This is a genomic window from Burkholderia sp. Ed8, from assembly GCF_040761425.1.
GTDB lineage: Bacteria > Pseudomonadota > Gammaproteobacteria > Burkholderiales > Burkholderiaceae > Burkholderia > Burkholderia seminalis.
Genome location: NZ_CP142886.1, coordinates 1,057,754 through 1,073,994, shown reverse-complemented (window position 1 = coordinate 1,073,994; position 16,241 = coordinate 1,057,754). Strand labels below are relative to the sequence as shown.

The window sequence follows — 16,241 nt, the reverse complement described above, 5'->3', positions numbered from 1 at the left end:
TCGTGCGCCGCTTCGAAAAAAACCTGTGGGTCACCCAAAGAATCCTGCGGTAACCGGTCATGGCCGGGACACGCCGGTGCGGGGTAATGGCGGGTAACACACCGACCGCCGGCCCCGCTCGACCGGCCCTCACTCCTACCGACAACAAGGTTCCCTTCATGTCCTCGAACAATCGACGCGATTTCCTGCGCCTTGCCGCGCAGTCGGCCGGCGCGATGGCCGCCTATGCGGGCTTTCCGCCCGCGATCCGCAACGCGCTGGCGATGCCGGCCGCCTATCGCACGGGCACGATCCGCGACGTCGAACACGTCGTGATCTTCATGCAGGAAAACCGTTCGTTCGACCATTACTTCGGCGGGCTGCGCGGCGTGCGCGGCTTCAACGATCCGCGCCCGCACCTGCTGCCGAGCGGTGCGCCGGTATGGCAGCAGCCGCCGGCGTCGGTGTTCACGAAGAACTACCATTCGCGCGGCCTCGATCCGTCGGCGCCGTACGTGCTGCCGTTCTACCTCGATCCGAAGCAGACGACCGAATTCCAGCCGGGCACCAACCACGGCTGGAGCAGCGGCCACCTGTCCTGGAACAACGGCCAGTGGGACCAATGGGTGAACCAGAAGCAGGACGTGCTGACGATGGGCTATCTGAAGCGCCAGGATCTCACGTACCACTACGCGCTGGCCGATGCATTCACGATCTGCGATTCGTACTTCTGCTCCGCGCACGCGGACACCGCGCCGAACCGCATCTACCTGTGGACCGGCACGGTCGACCCGCGCAACGTCTACGGCAACCCGCCGAACGGCCCGGGCATCGGCGAGCGCGACGACGTGAACGGCTACACGTGGACGACCTACGCCGAGCGCCTCGAGAACGCGAAGATCAGCTGGAAGGTGTACCAAGGCGGCACGGGCATCCCGGGCGACCCGACCGACAACTACACCGACAACTCGCTGATGTTCTTCAAGAAGTTCCAGGTGAAGGAAGGCGCGAGCGGCCCGCTGGTCGACAAGGGCGCATCGGACCACACGCTCGCCGAGCTGAAGGCCGACGTGCAGGCGAACCGGCTGCCGCAGGTGTCGTGGATCGTGTCGCCGTACAAGTACAGCGAGCACCCGCAGGCGTCGCCGACCGACGGCGCGTTCTACATCAACATGGTGCTCGAGGCGCTGACGTCGAACCCGGAGGTGTGGGCGAAGACGGTGTTCATCCTGAACTACGACGAGAACGACGGGCTGTTCGACCACGTCGTGCCGCCGGTGCCGCCGGTCACGAGCGGCGTGGGCGGCCAGGGCATCGTGTCGTCGAACCTGCTGTCGAACCTCGGCGACGAGCTGCTCGACCTGAACCAGTACCCGGGCGAAATGAGCCCGCTCGTGCCGGGCGCCGACCCGGGCGGCATCCAGCCGATCGGCCTCGGGCCGCGCGTGCCCCTGATCATCATCTCGCCGTGGACGAAGGGCGGCTGGGTCTGCTCGGAAACGTTCGACCACACGTCGGTGCTGCGTTTCCTCGAAGCGCGTTTCGGCGTGAAGGAGCCGAACATCAGCGCATGGCGCCGGTCGATCTGCGGCGATCTCACGTCGGCGTTCGACTTCTCCGCGCGACCCGACACGCGCACGGTGAGCTTCACGGTGCCGCAGCACATCGCGACGGCCGGCCAGGCGTACCAGGTGCCCGCCCGGCAGTCGATGCCGGCGCAGGAGCCCGGCACGCGTCCGGCGCGGGCGCTGCCGTACGAGCTGTTCGTGCATGCCCACGTGCATGGCCGCGACGACAGCGTGTCGCTCGACTTCGCGAACGCCGGTGACGCGGGCGCCGCGTTCTACGTGTACGATCGCCGCAACCCGGCGACGCCGCCGCGCCGCTACGCGGTGTCCGCGCACGACCGCTTCGCCGATACGTGGAGCACGTCGGCCGCGCGCGGCGAGTACCATCTCGCCGCCTACGGCCCGAACGGCTATCTGTGCGAGTTCCAGGGCAACACGCGGCTCGCCGCGGACGGCCGCCACGCGAACCCCGAGGCGAAGATCGGCTACGACGTGCGCAACCGCCACGTGTACCTGCAACTGCGCAACAGCGGCCGCGCGACGTGCCGCGTGACGGTCGACAACGCATACGGGCATGCGCCTGCGCGGACCTACACGCTGGAGCCGGGCGAGCGCGTCGAGGACCACTTCGCGCTGTCGTCGAGCCACGGCTGGTACGATCTGACGATCACCGCGACGACGCTGCGCGGCGGCGACGACAAGGTCGTGCGCCGCTTCGCGGGCCACGTCGAAACGGGCCGGCCGAGCCAGAGCGATCCGGGGCCGGTGAAGCGCACGGCCTGACGGCCGGAGGTCGCGCGGCCGGGCAGGTTCGGCCGCCGCGTGCGCGCCGCCTGCCGGGCGTGTTCCGGCAGGCGGCATGGATTTTTGGAAACTGAAAACTGTTGACAATGTGTCGGACCGAGGGTATACAAGGATCATTCGCCGATAGGGCGCCCTCGTTTTCACCCGCAGCTCCGCTGCCTGTCCGACCATGACTTCCCCGAACGCGCTCAGCGCCATCGAACTCCTGCAAAGCCAGTCGCTCGCGATGATCGTCCAGGACATGCTCGAGCGCGCGATCGTTTCCGGCGAATACGCGCCCGGCGAAAAGCTCAACGAAGTCGACATCGCGACCAGGCTGAACGTGTCGCGCGGCCCCGTGCGCGAAGCGTTTCGTGCGCTGGAGCAGGCCGGCCTGCTGCGCAACGAGAAGAACCGCGGCGTGACCGTGCGCGTCGTGCCGCTGCGCGAGGCCGAGGAGATCTACGAAGTGCGCGCGATGCTCGACGAGTCGGTCGCGCGCGCGCTCGCGACGCGCATCTCGCCCGACACGCTGAAGGTGCTGAAGGGCATCATCCAGTCGATGAAGGACGCCGCGAAGACGCACGACGTCACGCGCTATACCGAGCTGAACGTGCAGTTCCACGATGCGATGGTGGTCGGCGTCGGCAATACGCACCTCACCGACACCTACCGCCGGCTGGTGCGCCAGCTCGGCCTGCTGCGCCAGGCCGCGATCGAGGCCGAGGAGGATGCGATCGCCGTGTCCGCGGCCGAGCACGACAAGATCGTGCAGGCGCTCGCGGCTGGCGACGGCGAGCAGGCCGTCGCGCTCGTGCGCGAGCACGTCGCGCACGGCCTCGCGCGGATGCGCCGGACGCACGAGCAGGGGCTGCCGGCCGCGGGCAAGGCGGCGCGGGATAAAACCGCGCGCGCATGAGCGTCGGCGGCGCCCGCGCGGGCTGCCGCACACACACAAAGGGACGCTGCGCAGCGTCCCTTTTTCGTTGCGTCGTCAGGTCGACGCGTCGTCACGCCTTGTCGGCCTTGCCGGCCGCGCTCGCAAACTTCGCGAGCCACGTATCGACAGCCGATGGCTGCCGGCTTTCGTCCTCCGCACGCTCCTTGCGACGGATCGCGTTGCGCACGACGTGCGCGCCGACGTAACGGATCGGCTCCGGCGGGAAATGGCCGAGCGGGCCGCGCGCGATCGGACTGCGCGTCCATGCGTTGTCGAGGCCGAGCACGAGCGACGACAGGATCTGCCCGCCCATGTAGGTCGGCCCGACGCCGTTGCCCGAATAGCCGAAGCCGTAGAACACGTTCGGCGCGTCGTCGAGGCGGCCGAAGAACGGGAAGCCCGTGACCGAACGATCAGACGGGCCGTTCCAGCTCGCGGTGACCGGCACGCCGGCGAGCGACGGGAAGAACTCGCGCAGGCTGTGCGTGAGTTGCGCCTCGTACGGCGAGCGCCGGTCGAACACCGGCGCGATGCGGCTGCGCCACGAGAATGTGTTGCCGCCCTTGCCGAGCATCAGCCGCCCGTCGGCCGTCGTGCGGTAGTAGTAGACGAAGATCCGCGAATCGAGCACCGACACGCCGTCCACGAGGCCGGTCTTCTCGAGCAGTTCCGGGCATTTCTCGGTGATCACCATGTCGCTCGACACGACCGCGATCGTGCGCTCGAACTGCGGAAAGCGGCTCGCCATCCACGCGTTGATCGCGAACACGAGCGTGCCCGCCGTGACGCTGCCGGACGGCGTGCGCACGACGGCCGGCTGCCCGGGCGTGAAGTCGAGCATCGGCGTGCGCTCGTAGATCCGGATGCCCATCGCGCGCGCGACGCGGCGCAGCCCGCGCACGAGCTTGCCGGGATGCACGGTCGCGGCGATCGGCGAGTAGACGCCGTCGATGTTGCGCGCGGAGCCCGAGCGGCGCGCGACCTCCGCGGGCGGCAGCGGTTCGTAGCTGTGGATGCCGGCTGCGGCGAGCGCGTCGAGCACCGGCGCGAGCGTGCCGACCTGCGCGCGCGACGTCGCGGTGTACAGCGTGCCGTCGAGCCGCAGTTCCGCGTCGATGGCGTGCGCGCGGCAGAAATCGGCGATGTGCTGCACGGCCGCTTCGGATGCCCTCACGAGCCGGATTGCCTCGGCTTCGCCGAACAGGCGCCGTAGCGTCAGGAATTTCGCGGACCACGTGAGCAGGCAGCCGCCGTTGCGTCCGCTCGCGCCGGCGCCGCACAGGTCGGCCTCGAGGATCGCGATGTCGAGCGCGGGGTTCTGCTGCTTCGCCTGGATCGCGGTCCAGAGTCCCGTGAAGCCGCCGCCGACGATGCACACGTCGGCCTGCGTCGCGCCTTGCAGCGCGGGGGCGAGATCGCCGTCGTTGAACAGCGCTTGTTCGATCCAGAAGGGTCGCATCGGATGGTTCGTCAATAAGGGTCGAGGCACGTGCCGCGCACGGCCGGGAAACGGGCGGCCGCAGGCGCGTACGCACGCGGCCGGCTGCGTCGCGCTGCGTCGTTAAGCCGCCGCCGCGGCCGAGACGCGGCGCACGCCCATCGCGCGCAGCGTGTCGGCGATCGCGGCGACGGCGCCTGGAATTCCGGCTTCGCCGAAGTGGCCGATACAGCCGACGCGGAACGTCTCGACTTCGGTCAGCTTGCCCGGATACAGAATGTAGCCGCGCTTTTTGACCTCCTGATAAAACCGCTTGAAGTCGTAGTTCGGGTCGTCCGGCGCATGGAACGTGACGATGATTGGCGCCTGGATCGCCGGATCCAGGAACGGCCGGAAGCCGAGCGCGAGCATCCCGTCGAGCAGCGCGCGCGTGTTGCGCTGGTAGCGGCCGCCGCGCGCGGCGAGCCCGCCTTCGTCGACGTATTGCGCGACGGCCGCGTCGAGTGCCGCGACCACGTGCGTCGGCGGCGTGAAGCGCCATTGCGTCGTGCGCTGCATGTAGACCCACTGGTCGTGCAGGTCCATCGCGAGCGAATGGCTGTTGCCTTCGCAGCGTTCGAGCGTGCTGCGCTTCGCGATCACGAAGCCGAGCCCCGGCACGCCTTCGAGGCATTTGCCAGACGCCGCGATCACCGCATCGAACGGCGTCGTGCGCGCATCGACGTCGATCGCGCCGAACGAGCTCATCGCATCGACGATCAGCGCGCGCCCGTGCTGCGCGACGACCTGCGCGATCTCGTGCAGCGGGTTCAGCACGCCGGCGCCGGTCTCGCAGTGGACGAGCGCGACGTGCGTGATGGTCGGATCGGTGGCGAGCGCGCGCTCGACGTCGGCCGGATCGACGCGGCGATCCTCGCGGTAGTCGATCGTCGTCAGCCGGCGGCCGAGCACGCGGCAGATCTTCGCGATGCGCTGGCAATACGCGCCGTTGTTCGGCACGAGCACGTGGCCGTCGCGCGGCACGAGCGTACCGATGGCCGCTTCGACCGAGAACGTGCCGCTGCCTTGCAGCGGCACGCATTCGTGCGTGCCTGCGCCGTGCACGATCCGCAGCAGGCGTTCGCGCAGCCGCGCGGTGATCGCGTTGAAGTCGCTGTCCCACGAACCCCAGTCGCGCAGCATCGCGTCGCGCGTGGTGTCGGAGGTCGTCAGGGGGCCGGGGGTGAGCAGGATCGGCTGGGCGGCGAGCGTCATGGTGTCTCCTTGATGAAGTCGGGACGTCACGTGAATGCGGCGGGAAATCAACGGCGATGCGGGTTGCGCCACGCCTGCGTGCGGCGCAGCAGGCGGTGGGAGATGCAGGCGAACAGCACGCACGCGAACGAGGAGGTCGCGAGCACGAGCGTGGCCATCGCCGCGGCCGGGCCCATCTGGCCCGCGTCGTCGAGGTTCAGGATCGCGACCGACGCGGGCTGCGTGTCCGGCGAGTACAGGAACGCGACGGCCGAGACCGTCGTCATCCCGTTGACGAACAGGTAGCGCGCGATCAGCAGGATCGCGGGCAGGCACACCGGCACCGTCACGCGCAGGAAGGTCTTGTAGAACGGCACCTTCAGCGATGCGGACACGGCCTCGAACTCGCTGTCGATCTGCCGGAGTGCGGTGAGGGCGGTGAGGTGGCTCGACGCGTAGTAGTGGACGACCGTGACGATCGCGAGCAGCCACAGCGACCCGTACAGCCCGTTCAGCGGATTGCCGGGCGCGTTGAACAGAAAGATGTAGCTGATGCCGAGCACGAGCCCCGGCACGCCCATCGGCAGGATCGCGCACAGGCTGATGAAGCCGCGCAGCCAGCGCGCGCCGCGCGTCTTCTCGATCAGGTAGGCGCCGCCGAACACGACGATCGTGCCGCCGATCGCCACGGTCGCGGCCATCCGCAGGCTGTTCTTGTACGCATCGAAGATGCCGGCCGCGATCAGCCCCATCCGGTAGTGCTGCAGCCCGAGGCTCATCTGGTACGGCCAGAACTTCACGAACGACGCGAACACCGAGATGCCGACCACCGCGATGAAGAAAGCGCACACGAGCGCGCAATACGCGAGCATCGCGGCGTCGAAGCCGCGCGACGGTTTCGGCTGGTACGGCGTCGAGCGTGCGCCGAGCTGCGACTGCTGGCGGCGGCGGATGAAGAAATCGACGCCGAACGCGACGAGTGCCGGGCACAGCAGCATCAGGCTCACGACCGCGCTGCGGTTGAAGTCCTGCAGCCCGATGATCAGCTTGTAGATGTCGGTCGACAGTACGTTGTACGAGCCGCCGATCACGACCGGCACGCCGAAGTCGTTGATGCACATCGTGAACGCGACCATCGTCGCGCTGATCAGCCCGTACTTCGCGCCGGGCAGCGTGATCGTGAAGAACTTGCGGATGCGGCGCGTGCCCATGGCGTCGGCGGCCTCGTAGAGCCGGCCGTCCGCGAGCGACAGCGCGGTGACGAGGATCATCAGCACGTGCGGGAACGACGCGTACACCATGCTCAGCACGATGCCCGGCAGCCCGTAGATCGAATGGCCGTGCAGCAGCGGCTTCAGCAGCCCCGCGTTGCCGAACCAGTAGATGAACGACACGGCCGACAGCAGCGTCGGCGCGAGCAGCGGCAGCAGCGCGATCGTGCGCGCGGCGTTCTTCAGCGGCATGCACGAGCGCGTCAGCGCATACGCGAACGTGAACGCCATCGGCACGACGATCATCGTGACGAGCGCGCCGACCGTCAGCGAGTGCAGCATCGAGCGCAGCACGCCGCTGTCCTCGAGGTATTCGACGAAGTTGTGCGCGCCGACGAAACGCCCGTCCGCGTCGACGAAGCATTTCTGCACGACGAGCGCGAGCGGCAGCAGCAGGAACAGCGACATCAGCGCGGCCATCGCGACGAGCGCGAGCTGCGCGAGGCGGTCGTGCCAGTGCGTGATCTGCTGCACGTCGGCGGGGGCGGCGGCGCCGCGGCGGCGCTCGGTCAGGACGGTGCTCATTGCAGTCGCTCCTTCGCGCACGGGAACACGCGGACATGCTCGCGATCGAGCGCGAGGTCGATGCGCGCGCCGGCCTGCACGCCGGTGCGGTCGACGTCGTGATACGACAGGTCGGCGACGATCTCCTGGCCGTCGAGCCCGTCGATCAGGAAGCTCACGCGGCAGAACGCGCCGAGGAATTCGAGCTTCTCGACGCGGCCGGCCAGCACGTTGTCGGCCGTCTCGCCCGGCACGCGGATCCGCAGGTCTTCCGGCCGCACGTAGACCGATACCGCCGCGCCTGGCGCGGGGCGGGCCGTGCCATGACGGCAGTCGAGGCCGACCGCGCCCGCGCGCAGCGTGCCGTCCCGCGCGACTTCGGCGGGAATCGTGTTGACCCGGCCGATGAAATCCGCGACGAACGGCGAGGCGGGCTGCCGGTAGATTTCGAGCGGCGTGCCGATCTGCTCGATCACGCCGTGGTTCATCACGACGATGCGGTCGGCCATCGACAGCGCTTCTTCCTGGTCGTGCGTGACCATGATCGTCGTCACGCCGAGCCGTTGCTGCAGCGCGCGGATTTCCTGGCGCAGCCGCACCCGCACGCGCGCGTCGAGCGCGGACAGCGGCTCGTCGAGCAGCAGCAGGCCCGGGGACGTCGCGAGCGCGCGCGCCAGCGCGATCCGCTGCTGCTGGCCACCGGACAGCTGGCCGGGATGCTTGCGATGGCTGTCGGGCAGGCCGACCAGCGCGAGCAGCGTGTGCACGCGCGCGTGGATCGCGTCGCGTTTCATCTTCCGATTCACGAGCCCGTACGCGACGTTGTCGTACACGGTGAGGTTCGGGAACAGCGCGTACGACTGGAACACGATGCCGTAGTCGCGCAGTTGCGGCGGCAGCCGCGAGATGTCGCGGCCGTCCTGCATGATCTGGCCGGCGTTCTGCGTCTCGAGCCCCGCGATGATCCGCAGCAGCGTGGTCTTTCCGCAGCCCGACGGCCCCAGGAAGCAGATCATCTCGCCCTTCATCACGCTCAGGTCGATGTCGGTGAGGACCTGCGTGTCGTTGTACCGCTTCTCGATGCGTTCTACGCTCAGATAAGGTGCCATGCGCGCCTCCATGCTGGGGCGGCCCGGGGGCCGGATTCGACGAGGGGAAGGGGCACGGGGCGGCGCGTTGCGCGGCCCCGCTGCCGTTCGCGGCGTGCTGGCCGCGTTATTGCCGGGCCTTCGCCCCGTAGCGCTTCTGCCACGTATCGAGGATCGACTGGCGGTTCTTCGCCGACCACACGAAATCGTTCTTCACGAGCAGGTCCGCGTAGTTGTCGGGGATGCCGGCCAGCTTGCGCGCGACGCCCGGATACGCGACGATCGCCCACCAGTGCGCGGTGATCTGGTTCGCATCCTTGCTCGCCATGAAGTCGGCGAGCTTCTTCGCCGCCTCGGGCTGCTTCGTCGTCTTCATGATCGCCGTGCCTTCCATGTCCCAGCCGAGCCCTTCCTTCGGGAACACGAGGTCGATCGGCGCGCCCTGCGACTGCAGTTCGTGGCCGCGGAACTCGAACGAGATGCCGATCGGGAATTCGCCGGTGCCGGCGAGCGTGCACGGCTTCGAGCCCGAGTGGACGTACTGCGCGACGTTCTTGTCGAGCGCGTCCATGAATTTCCAGCCTTTGTCGTCGCCGAAGGTCTGCAGCCATGCGGTCACGTCGAGGTAGCCGGTGCCCGACGACACGGGGCTCGGCATCACGATCGCGCCTTTGTAGACCGGCTTCGTCAGGTCTTCCCACGACGTCGGTTTCGGGATGTTCTTCGCCTGCGCGGCGACGCGGTTGTAGCAGATCGTCGCGCCCCACACGTCCATGCCGACCCAGTGCGGCGGGTTGTTCGCGTCGCTGTACTTGCGCGTGAGCTGGTCGAAGCCCTTCGGCGCGTACGGCATCAGCATGCCCTGCAGGTCGAGCAGCGTGAGGCTCGACGCGGCGAGGCCGAGCACGACGTCCGCGCGCGGGTTGTTCTTTTCCGCGAGCAGCTTCGCGGTGACCGAGCCGGTCGAGTCGCGCACCCAGCGGATCTCGATGTCGGGGTTCGCTTTCTCGAACGCGTCCTTGTAGGGCTTCATCGCCTCGTCTTCCAGTGCGGTGTAGACGAGCAGCGACGTCCTCGCGTGCGCCGCCTGCGCGACGCCGAGCGCGACCGCCGCGGCCAGCGCGAGGCGGGCCGCGCCCGTCGCCCATGCATTCAAACGCTTGTTTACCGGCACTTCGTTCATCTTCAGACCCCTTGACTGTGGCGCCGCGGCACACGGCGGATGAGTGGAGACCAGCCCTCTTGCTGCTGCGTTGTTTTGCTTTCTGTTCTCTGCATGTTGTTGACAATCTACAAATCATCCATTTTAATGTCAAGCATGGAAAACACCTCCCTTCGGCGCGGCGCGGGCGCCGACGGCTCAACCCCTTCGAACCGAAAGGAATGAACGTCATGAGTGAAACGCCTGTATCCGTGGAAGTGAACGGCCGCCGCTACAACTGGATGAGCCGGCCCGTGGTGGTGGTCTGCGTCGATGGCTGCGCATACGAATATCTGGAGGAAGCCGCCGAGGCCGGTGTCGCGCCGTTCCTGCGCACGCTGCTGAAGCCGGGCACGGCGCTCAAGGGCGAATGCGTGGTGCCGAGCTTCACGAACCCGAACAACCTGTCGATCGTGACCGGCGTGCCGCCGGCGATTCACGGGATCAGCGGCAACTACTTCTACGATCGCGACACCGGCGCCGAGGTGCTGATGAACGATCCGAAGTACCTGGTCGCGCCCACCGTGCTCGCGACCTTCGCCGAACAGGGCGCGCGCGTCGCGGTCGTCACCGCGAAGGACAAGCTGCGCCGCCTGCTCGGCAAGGGGCTGAAAGGCATCTGCTTCTCGTCGGAAAAGGCCGACGAGGCGAGCCTCGAGGAAAACGGCATCGACAACGTGCTCGAGCTGGTCGGCAAGCCGGTGCCGAGCGTGTACAGCGCGGCGCTGTCGGAATTCGTGTTCGCGGCCGGCGTGCGCCTGCTCGAGACGCGCCCGATCGACCTGATGTACCTGTCGACCACCGACTACGTGCAGCACAAGTGCGCGCCCGGCACGCCCGGCGCGAACGCGTTCTACGAGATGATGGACCAGTACCTGCAGCGTCTCGACGCGCTCGGTGCGATCGTCGCGATCACGGCCGACCACGGGATGAACGCGAAGCACGACGACGAGACCGGCGAGCCGAACGTGATCTACCTGCAGGAACTGTTCGACGAGTGGCTTGGCCACGACGCGGCGCGCGTGATCCTGCCGATCACCGATCCGTACGTCGTTCATCACGGCGCGCTCGGCTCGTTCGCGACCGTCTACGTGCCGGCGACGGCCGATGCCGACGCGCTGCGCGCGCGGCTCGCCGCGGTCGACGGCATCGAGGTCGTGCTGACGGGCGCCGAAGGCTGCGCGCGCTTCGAGCTGCCGCCCGCGCGCATGGGCGACCTGATCGTGATCTCGAAGCAGGACGTCGTGCTCGGCACGCGTCGCATCAAGCACGACCTGTCGGGCCTCGACGTGCCGCTGCGCTCGCACGGCGGCATCTCCGAGCAGATCGTGCCGCTGATCTTCAGCAAGCCGGTCGCGACCGACGTCACGGCGCGCGCGCGGCTGCGCAACTTCGACATCATCGACATCGCGCTCAACCATCTGCAGTGATGCACCTGCATCCGCAAGGGGACATACTCATGAACGCCATTGCAGCATCGACGGCCGTCCGCGGGATTCGTCGCGAAGCACTGCGAATCGACGGCGAGCGGATTCATCGGGACGCGGTGATCGACGTGCGCAACCCGTACGACGGCTCGCTGGTCGGCACCGTGCCGAAGGCGACGCTGGACGACGTGCGCCGCGCGTTCGCGGTCGCGCGTGCATACCGGCCGGCGCTCACGCGCCACGATCGCGCGGCGATCCTGCGCCGCGCGGCCGACATCGTGCGTGCGCGCACGGCGGAGATCGCGGCGCTGATCACGGCCGAGGCCGGGTTGTGCCTCAAGGATTCGACGTACGAGGCGGGCCGCGTGGCCGACGTGCTGACGTTCGGCGCGGGCGAAGTGCTGAAGGATGACGGGCAGATCTTCTCGTGCGATCTGACGCCGCACGGCAAGAAACGCCGCGTGTACACGCAGCGCGACCCGCTGCTCGGCGTGATCTCCGCGATCACGCCGTTCAACCATCCGATGAACCAGGTCGCGCACAAGATCGTACCGTCGATCGCGACCAACAACCGGATCGTCGTGAAGCCGTCGGAAAAGGTGCCGCTGTCGTGTTATCTCTTTGCGGACATCCTGTACGAAGCCGGCTTGCCGCCGCAGATGCTGCAGGTGATCACCGGCGACCCGAAGGAGATCGCCGACGAGCTGATCACGAACCCGGCGATCGACCTCATCACGTTCACGGGCGGCGTGTCGATCGGCAAGTCGATCGCGGCGCGGATGGGCTACCGGCGCGCCGTGCTCGAACTCGGCGGCAACGATCCGATCATCGTGATGGAAGACGCCGATCTCGACGAAGCGAGCACGCTCGCGGTGTCGGGCTCGTACAAGAACTCGGGGCAGCGCTGCACGGCGATCAAGCGGATGCTGGTGCACGAATCGGTGGCCGATCGCTTCACCGAACTCGTCGTCGAGAAGACGCGGGCCTGGTCGTACGGCAATCCGTCCGATCCGGCGGTGGACATGGGCACCGTGATCGACGAGGCGGCCGCGAAGTTCTGCGAGCAGCAGGTGAACGACGCGATCGCGCGCGGGGCGCGGCTGCTGGTCGGCAACGTGCGCGACGGCGCGCTGTATTCGCCGACGGTGATCGACCGCGTGACGCCCGACATGCCGATCGTGAAGTACGAGACGTTCGGCCCGGTGTCGCCGATCCTGCGCTTTCGCGACATCGACGACGCGATCCGGATGTCGAACAGCACCGACTATGCGCTGTCGTCGTCGGTGTGCACGAACCGCTTCGACCACATCACGCGCTTCATCACCGAGCTGGAAGTCGGCAGCGTGAACGTGCGCGAAGTGCCGGGTTACCGGCTCGAACTGACGCCGTTCGGCGGCGTGAAGGATTCCGGGCTCGGATACAAGGAAGGCGTGCAGGAAGCGATGAAGAGCTTCACGAACACGAAGACCTATTCGCTGCCGTGGTAAGCGGCGTGTAAGGCGCCCGCGCCGGTTGCGCGGCCGGTGCGGGCGTTATTCGATCGGCTCATATCGTTAGCGGATTTGCGTGTTTGTCGCGCTCCGGCGCATCGGTAGAATTCGCGGACCTCTCGAACGGCGCATGCGTGCCGGCGGGATGATTTCCTCTAATCATTCGGGGTCCGCACCATGAAATTCCTCCGCTCCATCCTGATCGTCGCGCTGCTGCAGGCCACCGCGGCCACCAGCGCGCTGGCCGCCGACGACCTGTCGCAGATCAAGTCGTCCGGCGTGTTCCGGGTCGGCACCGAAGGCACCTATGCGCCGTTCACGTACCACGACGAAACTGGCAAGCTGACCGGTTTCGACGTCGACATCGCAACGGCGATCGCGCAGCGCCTCGGCGTGAAGCCGCAGTTCGTCGAAGGCAAGTGGGACGGCCTGATCGCGGGCCTCGACGTGAACCGCTACGATGCGGTCGTCAATGAAGTGTCGATCACCGACGCGCGCAAGGCGAAATACGATTTCTCGACCCCGTACATCACGTCGCACGCGGTGCTGATCGTGCGCTCGGACAACACGACGATCCGCTCGTTCGACGACCTGAAGGGCAAGAAGTCCGCGAACACGCTGACGAGCAATTTCGGCAAGCTCGCGGCCGCCCATGGCGCCGACGTGGTGCCGGTACAGGGCTTCAACGAATCGATCGATCTGCTGACGTCGGGGCGCGTCGATGCGACGATCAACGATTCGCTGTCGTACCTCGATTTCCGCAAGCACAAGCCCGACGCGAAACTGAAGATCGCGGCGACCGACAAGACCGGCGCCGGCGACGCATCCGGCGTGCTGCTGCGCAAGGGCAGCCCCGCGCTGGTGGCCGCGATCGACAAGGCACTGGCCGACATCAAGGCGGACGGCACCTACGCGAAGATCTCGCAGAAGTACTTCGGCCGCGACGTGTCGCAGCCGTGACGCGAGGCTGAACGATGCCGGCCTGGCTGCACCTGATGGCGGAATCGCTGCGGCCCCTGCTATACGCGGGGCTCGTGTTCACGGTTCCGCTCACGCTCGCGTCGTTCGCGATCGGACTACTGCTCGCGTTCGGCGCGGCGCTCGCGCGGCTGTTCGGGCCGCGCTGGGCGCAGGCCGTCGTGCGTTTCTATATCTGGCTGTTCCGCGGTTCGCCGTTGCTCGTGCAGCTGTTCGTGATCTTCTACGGATTGCCGAACGTCGGCATCGTGCTCGATCCGTTGACGGCGGCCGTGATCGGTTTCTCGCTGAACGTCGGCGCGTATAACGCCGAGGTGATCCGCGGCGTGATCGAATCGATGCCGAAGGGGCAGTGGGAAGCCGCCTACTCGATGGCGATGACGCGCGCGCAGGCGTTGCGCCGCGCGATCCTGCCTCAGGCCGCGCGCGTGGCGCTGCCCGCGCTGTCGAACTCGTTCATCTCGCTCGTGAAGGACACGTCGCTCGCGGCCGTGCTGACCGTGCCCGAGATTTTCCAGGCTGCGCAGCGGATCGCGGCCGTGACCTACGAGCCGCTGATTCTCTATACCGAAGCCGCGCTGATCTACCTGCTGTTCAGCTCGGTGCTGTCCACGCTGCAACGTCGCCTCGAAGCCCGCTTCGGCCGCCACGCGCTGTTCCAGGCGGAGTTGCGATGATCCGTCTCGAACGCATCGACAAGTCGTTCGGCGCGCAGCGCGTGCTGAGCGGAATCGACCTGGCATTGCAGCCGGGCAGCGTGACTGCGCTGATCGGGCCGTCCGGCAGCGGCAAGAGCACGCTGCTGCGCTGCGTGAACCTGCTCGAAGTGCCGGAAGCGGGCACGCTCGCGGTCGGCGACGCGCGCATCGCGTTCGCACCGGGGCGGCGACCGTCGCGCGACGCGGTGTTCGCGGTGCGCCGGCAGACCGGCATGGTGTTCCAGAACTTCCAGCTGTTTCCGCACCTGAGCGTCGTGCAGAACGTGATGGAGGGGCTCGTCACCGTGCAGCGCTGGCCGCGCGAGCGGGCGCGCCAGCGGGCACTCGCGTTGCTCGACAAGGTCGGCATCGCGGACAAGGCCGACGCATGGCCGGCCACGTTGTCGGGCGGGCAGCAGCAGCGCGTCGCGATCGCACGTGCGCTCGCACCGTCTCCGCAGGTATTGTTGTGCGACGAGCCGACGTCGGCGCTCGATCCGGAGCTGTCCGTCGAAGTGGTCGAGGTGCTGCGCCAGCTCGCACGCGAAGGCACGACGATGCTGATGGCCACGCACGACCTGCGCCTGGCCGCGTCGATCGCACACGACGCGGTGTTCCTCGCCGACGGCCGCATCGTCGAGGCCGGTGCGTCGCGCGACCTGTTCGGCCGGCCGCGCGACCCGCGCACCGCGAAGTTCGTCGCGACGCTCGCGCAGGGCGTGCCGGCGTTCTGACGCGCGGCGCGATGCCGGCGGTGGTCAGCCGGTCACGTGCCCGTCCAGTACCGCGGCGACGATGGCCTCCGGCGCATCTTCCTGGACCAGGTGCCCGGCCCGCGGCACCCTGATCAGCCTGCCGTTCGCGATGCGATCGGCAAGCGCCTGCCCCTGTTCGAGCGGAATCCACGCGTCGTCCTCGCCCCACACGATGCGCACCGGGAAATCCGGCGGCGCGTAGCGCGCCTCGGCTTCCTCGATGTAGCACTGGCGCATCTGCGCGATCTGCCGATAGAACGCGGCCTGGCCGGCCGGCGTGAGCCACGGCGCGCGGTAGATCGACAGCGCGTCGTCGCTCAGCGGCCGCGCCACCGCATGGCCGAGATAGGCCGTGAGGAGCGCGTGATGGGCATACGCGGGCAAGCCGGTGAACGCGGCTTCGTGCTGCGCGACGTGCCGCACGAACGGCGACCCTTGCGGCGCGATCGCGACCGGATTCACGAGGGTGAGGTCCGCGTACGCGACGCCGTCGAGAAAGTGCGCGCGCAGCACGGTGGCGCCGCCGTAGTCGTGCGCGAGGACGCGCGGCCGCGAAAGGCCCCACGCATTCAGCATCGCGCCGAACAGCGCGTTCTGGCGGCCGAGCGACACATCCGCGTCCGGCATGTCGGACTGGCCGTAGCCGAGCAGGTCGTACCAATACACGCGATGACGCCGCGCGAGCCACGGCGCGATCCGGCGCCACACCTGCGATGAAAACGGCGTGCCGTGCACGAGCACCAGCGGCGGCCCTTCGCCGAACGCGCCCCAGGCAATCCGGTGGCCGTCGACATTGAAGCGATTCGGGAGTTCGAGCATCGGCTTCTCCGTGATAACCTGTTTTGGTTGTTAACAGGTTACGCCGGATCGTCCGGATGTGAAACCGAT

13 protein-coding genes are annotated in these 16,241 nt (G+C 67.9%); 7 read left to right on the top strand and 6 right to left on the bottom strand.

Annotated elements, in window-relative coordinates:
* Positions 1-158: 158 nt before the first annotated feature.
* On the top strand, positions 159-2,330 hold the full coding sequence (locus tag VXM69_RS18900; RefSeq protein ID WP_367190014.1) for a phosphocholine-specific phospholipase C: 2,172 nt from the start codon (positions 159-161) through the stop codon (positions 2,328-2,330).
* A 190-nt stretch (positions 2,331-2,520) separates the two neighbouring features.
* A complete protein-coding gene (locus VXM69_RS18895; protein ID WP_034190207.1) occupies positions 2,521-3,249 on the top strand; it encodes a phosphonate utilization associated transcriptional regulator in 729 nt (242 codons plus the stop codon).
* Positions 3,250-3,340: 91 nt separating this feature from the next.
* Here the strand turns inward: VXM69_RS18895 and VXM69_RS18890 are convergent, their stop codons facing one another.
* The 5 genes from VXM69_RS18890 to VXM69_RS18870 all read right to left on the bottom strand — a co-directional run bounded on the left by VXM69_RS18890 (position 3,341) and on the right by VXM69_RS18870 (position 9,987).
* On the bottom strand, positions 3,341-4,729 hold the full coding sequence (locus VXM69_RS18890; protein ID WP_034190336.1) for an FAD-dependent oxidoreductase: 1,389 nt from the start codon (positions 4,727-4,729) through the stop codon (positions 3,341-3,343).
* A 102-nt stretch (positions 4,730-4,831) separates the two neighbouring features.
* A complete protein-coding gene (locus VXM69_RS18885) occupies positions 4,832-5,962 on the bottom strand; it encodes a 2-aminoethylphosphonate--pyruvate transaminase (protein WP_367190012.1) in 1,131 nt (376 codons plus the stop codon).
* A 47-nt stretch (positions 5,963-6,009) separates the two neighbouring features.
* Complete coding sequence (locus VXM69_RS18880) at positions 6,010-7,737, bottom strand: putative 2-aminoethylphosphonate ABC transporter permease subunit (protein WP_367190011.1); 1,728 nt, start codon at positions 7,735-7,737, stop codon at positions 6,010-6,012.
* On the bottom strand, positions 7,734-8,825 hold the full coding sequence (locus VXM69_RS18875) for a putative 2-aminoethylphosphonate ABC transporter ATP-binding protein (protein ID WP_367190009.1): 1,092 nt from the start codon (positions 8,823-8,825) through the stop codon (positions 7,734-7,736). The genes VXM69_RS18880 and VXM69_RS18875 overlap by 4 nt, the downstream gene beginning before the upstream one ends.
* A gap of 106 nt (positions 8,826-8,931) precedes the next feature.
* The gene (locus tag VXM69_RS18870; RefSeq protein WP_226229461.1) at positions 8,932-9,987 is read right to left on the bottom strand and encodes a putative 2-aminoethylphosphonate ABC transporter substrate-binding protein; all 1,056 of its coding nucleotides are present in this window, start codon (positions 9,985-9,987) and stop codon (positions 8,932-8,934) included.
* Positions 9,988-10,196: 209 nt separating this feature from the next.
* Here VXM69_RS18870 and phnA point away from each other — a divergent pair, with 209 nt between their 5' ends.
* From phnA to VXM69_RS18845, 5 genes are all read left to right on the top strand, one after another.
* Positions 10,197-11,435 (top strand): phosphonoacetate hydrolase, encoded by a 1,239-nt coding sequence (phnA, locus tag VXM69_RS18865; RefSeq protein ID WP_034190338.1) that lies wholly within the window; start codon positions 10,197-10,199, stop codon positions 11,433-11,435.
* A 29-nt stretch (positions 11,436-11,464) separates the two neighbouring features.
* Positions 11,465-12,919 (top strand): phosphonoacetaldehyde dehydrogenase, encoded by a 1,455-nt coding sequence (gene phnY / locus VXM69_RS18860; protein WP_034190339.1) that lies wholly within the window; start codon positions 11,465-11,467, stop codon positions 12,917-12,919.
* 180 nt (positions 12,920-13,099) lie between these two features.
* The gene (locus VXM69_RS18855) at positions 13,100-13,882 is read left to right on the top strand and encodes an amino acid ABC transporter substrate-binding protein (RefSeq protein WP_049028912.1); all 783 of its coding nucleotides are present in this window, start codon (positions 13,100-13,102) and stop codon (positions 13,880-13,882) included.
* Positions 13,883-13,896: 14 nt separating this feature from the next.
* On the top strand, positions 13,897-14,577 hold the full coding sequence (locus VXM69_RS18850) for an amino acid ABC transporter permease (protein ID WP_034190212.1): 681 nt from the start codon (positions 13,897-13,899) through the stop codon (positions 14,575-14,577).
* Positions 14,574-15,332: an amino acid ABC transporter ATP-binding protein gene (locus tag VXM69_RS18845; RefSeq protein ID WP_367190008.1), complete on the top strand. Its 759-nt coding sequence runs from the start codon at positions 14,574-14,576 to the stop codon at positions 15,330-15,332. Before VXM69_RS18850 ends, VXM69_RS18845 begins: the two co-directional genes overlap by 4 nt.
* Positions 15,333-15,356: 24 nt before the next feature.
* Here VXM69_RS18845 and VXM69_RS18840 read toward each other — a convergent pair whose 3' ends face one another.
* On the bottom strand, positions 15,357-16,172 hold the full coding sequence (locus VXM69_RS18840) for an alpha/beta fold hydrolase (RefSeq protein WP_200089145.1): 816 nt from the start codon (positions 16,170-16,172) through the stop codon (positions 15,357-15,359).
* Between the last annotated feature and the right edge of the window lie 69 nt (positions 16,173-16,241).